Origin of the sequence: Neisseria sp. HMSC03D10, assembly GCF_001807625.1 — a bacterium.
GTDB lineage: Bacteria > Pseudomonadota > Gammaproteobacteria > Burkholderiales > Neisseriaceae > Neisseria > Neisseria mucosa.
The window spans coordinates 7,910-10,935 of the sequence record NZ_KV789502.1 but is presented as its reverse complement, the minus strand read 5'-3'; the positions used below and the strand labels follow the sequence as shown (position 1 = coordinate 10,935).

The window sequence follows — 3,026 nt, the reverse complement described above, 5'->3', positions numbered from 1 at the left end:
CCGTCCTGGTTTAAAGTTAATCCACTATAAGACATCAAATAAACCTGCTGAACAAGATTGGAAAACAAATGAGTAAAAAACTCCACCCGCAGACGCTCGCCATACGCGGCGGCAAAGAGCAAACCGAATACCGCGAACACAATCAGGCATTGTTCCTCACCAGCAGCTTCATGTGGGATAACGCCCAACACGCCGCCGACTTGTTTTCCAAAAAAATCAAAGGGTTCACTTATACCCGCACTGCCAATCCGACCACAGCCGCTTTTGAAAAACGCATCGCCGCCTTAGAAGGCGCGGAACGCGCGGTCGCCACTTCGACCGGTATGTCCGCGATTCAGGCGGCGTTTTTCACCTTCCTGCAGGCGGGCGACCATGTGATTTCCAGCCGCAGCCTGTTCGGCACGACCGTCGGCTTTATCAACAACATCGTCACCAAATTCGGCATCGAAGTGAGCCATGTGTCGCCGACCGATGTGGACGAATGGAAAGCCGCCGTCAAAGCCAACACCAAACTGCTGTTTTTGGAAACGCCTTCCAACCCCTTGGGCGAAGTGGCTGACTTGGAAGTCTTGGCAGAATTGGCGCACAGCATCGGCGCGCTTTTGGTGGTGGACAACAGCCTGCTGTCGCCTGTTGGCTCGCAGCCTTTGAAACATGGCGCGGATATTTCCGTTTCCTCCGCAACCAAAGCCATCGACGGACACGGGCGCGTGATGGGTGGCGTGTTGGCGGGTTCGGAAGAATTGATGACGCAGGTCGCCGTTTACTGCAACTCTTGCGGGCTGGCGATGTCGCCGTTTAACGCATGGCAGTTGTTGAGCGGCGTGGAAACCCTGTCGCTGCGTATGGAAAAACAGTTCGACAACGCCCTGAAAATCGCCCAATGGCTGCAAGCGCAGCCGCAGGTTCAAGCCGTGTACTACACCGGATTGCCCGATCATCCGCAGGCGGAGCTTATCCGCAAGCAGCAAAACGGCGGCGGCATCGTCATCGGCTTTGAAGTCGCCGACACTGACGCCGCGTGGAAAATCGTGGACGGCGTCGAACTCTTCTCCCGTACCGCCAACCTCGGCGACGTGCGCTCGACCATTACTCACCCGTGGACAACCACACACGGCAGGATGCAGCCCGAAGAAAAACTCGCCGCCAATATCCGCCCCGGACTGGTGCGCCTGTCCGTCGGTTTGGAATACGTCGATGATTTGATTGACGATTTGAAACAGGCGTTGGCGCGTTAAGCCAAACGCCCGGCAGACGGCATTTGCTGAACCATTACATTTCAGACGACCTCTTGGCGTTTCAAAGGTCGTCTGAAAACATTAAAATACACACAACATCAAATAAGGAAATCAATTATGAGTGAAGCGGAATTTTCCGATTGGGCGATGAAAATCTGCCTGACCGGACTGGTTATTTTCTTGGGCTTTATCGTCTGGAACTTGGGCAAGGAATCCAAGGCGGGCAAATTCGGCATCGCGATTTTGTTCCTGGTATTGGGCTTGGGCGTGTTCGGCTTTATTTTCAAAGAAGTGCTGATTAAATTCATTGCCCTGCCTTGAGGCGGCAAACTAAGAAGAATAAGGGAAAGGTCGTCTGAAAAACTTAAATCTGGGTTTTCAGACGACCTTTCGTTTGCCATACTGTGTTAACGGATGTCCATAGGCGCGAAGGATTTGACGGTTTCGTCCACGGCTTTGACGCGGGTCAGGAAGTCTTCCAGCTGGGCGAGCGGCAGGGCGCTGGGGCCGTCGCATTTGGCTTGGTCGGGGTTGGGATGTGATTCGAGGAAGAGGCCTGCGAGGCGGGTTGCCATGCCGGCGAGCGCCAAGTCCAGCACTTGCGCGCGCCGTCCGCCGGATGCGGCGGCACCGGATTCGCGGGTTTGCAGGGAGTGGGTGACGTCGAAGATGACGGGCAGGTTGCCGCAGGTTTGTTTCATGACGCCGAAGCCGAGCATATCGACGACGAGGTTGTCGTAGCCGAAGTTGGCACCGCGTTCGCACAGTATGATTTGTCCGTTGCCTGCTTCTTGGAATTTTTCGACGATGTTTTTCATCTGCGAGGGGCTGAGGAACTGGGGTTTTTTGATGTTGATGACGTTGCCGGTTTTTGCCATGGCGACGACGAGGTCGGTTTGGCGGGCGAGGAAGGCGGGCAGTTGGATGACGTCGCAGACTTCGGCGACGGGGGCGCATTGGTAGGGTTCGTGGACGTCGGTGATGACGGGTACGTCAAATTCGCGTTTGACGGCTTGGAAAATTTTCATACCTTCGTCCAAGCCGACGCCGCGAAACGAATGAATGGAGGAGCGGTTGGCTTTGTCGAAGGAGGCTTTGAAGACGTAGGGGATGCCGAGTTTGTCGGTCACTTTGACGTATTGTTCGCAGGCTTTGAGGGTGGAATCGAGGTCTTCCAGGACGTTGATGCCGCCGAACAGGGTAAAGGGGAGGTCGTTGCCGACGGTGAGGTTGTTGATGCGGATGTTCATGATGGTGGGGCTTTCTTGAAGGTCGTCTGAAAATGGCTGAAAGGTCGTCTGAAAGCGGATTTTTCGGTTTCAGACGACCTTTTTGTTTTATAGGACGGTGTGCGGCGGCTCGTAGGAGAGGATGTCGCGGATTTTGTTGTGTTCGTCCACAAGGACGACTTTGGGTTCGTGCGCGGCGATTTCGGGTTCGGACAGCATGACGTAGGACATGATGATGACGATGTCGCCTTTTTGGACGAGCCGTGCGGCGGCACCGTTGAGGCAGACGACGCCGCTGCCGCGTTCGCCGGGGATGGTGTAGGTTTCGAAGCGTTCGCCGTTGTTGTTATTGACGATGGCGACTTTTTCGTTGACGAGGATGCCTGCGGCGTCGAGCAGGTCTTGGTCTACGGTGATGCTGCCGACGTAGTTGAGGTCGGCTTCGGTAACGGTGGCGCGGTGTATCTTGCCGCCGAGCATGGTGCGGAACATGGGTTTCCTTTTGGTTTGGGATTGCGGATGCAGACGTATAGTGGATTAAATTTAAATCAGGACAAGG

General features: G+C 55.0%; 4 protein-coding genes. 2 read left to right on the top strand and 2 right to left on the bottom strand.

The window, feature by feature from the left end:
- The first annotated feature begins 68 nt into the window (after positions 1-68).
- Together metZ and HMPREF3066_RS02225 are read left to right on the top strand one after the other, a co-directional pair.
- The gene (metZ, locus tag HMPREF3066_RS02230; RefSeq protein ID WP_070440183.1) at positions 69-1,238 is read left to right on the top strand and encodes an O-succinylhomoserine sulfhydrylase; all 1,170 of its coding nucleotides are present in this window, start codon (positions 69-71) and stop codon (positions 1,236-1,238) included.
- Positions 1,239-1,355: 117 nt separating this feature from the next.
- Positions 1,356-1,559 carry a DUF2788 domain-containing protein gene (locus HMPREF3066_RS02225; RefSeq protein WP_003768561.1) on the top strand — a complete coding sequence of 68 codons (204 nt, stop codon included), beginning with the start codon at positions 1,356-1,358 and terminating at the stop codon, positions 1,557-1,559.
- 86 nt (positions 1,560-1,645) lie between these two features.
- On the opposite strand, the gene kdsA is transcribed toward HMPREF3066_RS02225, so the two are convergent.
- Positions 1,646-2,488, bottom strand: a complete 843-nt coding sequence (kdsA, locus tag HMPREF3066_RS02220) for a 3-deoxy-8-phosphooctulonate synthase (RefSeq protein ID WP_070440181.1) — start codon at positions 2,486-2,488, stop codon at positions 1,646-1,648.
- Positions 2,489-2,575: 87 nt separating this feature from the next.
- The gene (gene panD / locus HMPREF3066_RS02215; protein WP_003778979.1) at positions 2,576-2,959 is read right to left on the bottom strand and encodes an aspartate 1-decarboxylase; all 384 of its coding nucleotides are present in this window, start codon (positions 2,957-2,959) and stop codon (positions 2,576-2,578) included.
- Between the last annotated feature and the right edge of the window lie 67 nt (positions 2,960-3,026).

Excerpts from the sequence above, each read along its gene's own strand:
- HMPREF3066_RS02225 (WP_003768561.1), top strand. The coding sequence starts at position 1,356 with ATGAGTGAAGCGGAATTTTCCGATTGGGCGATGAAAATCTGCCTGACC.
- panD (WP_003778979.1), bottom strand. The coding sequence starts at position 2,959 with ATGTTCCGCACCATGCTCGGCGGCAAGATACACCGCGCCACCGTTACC.
- kdsA (WP_070440181.1), bottom strand. The coding sequence starts at position 2,488 with ATGAACATCCGCATCAACAACCTCACCGTCGGCAACGACCTCCCCTTT.
- metZ (WP_070440183.1), top strand. The coding sequence starts at position 69 with ATGAGTAAAAAACTCCACCCGCAGACGCTCGCCATACGCGGCGGCAAA.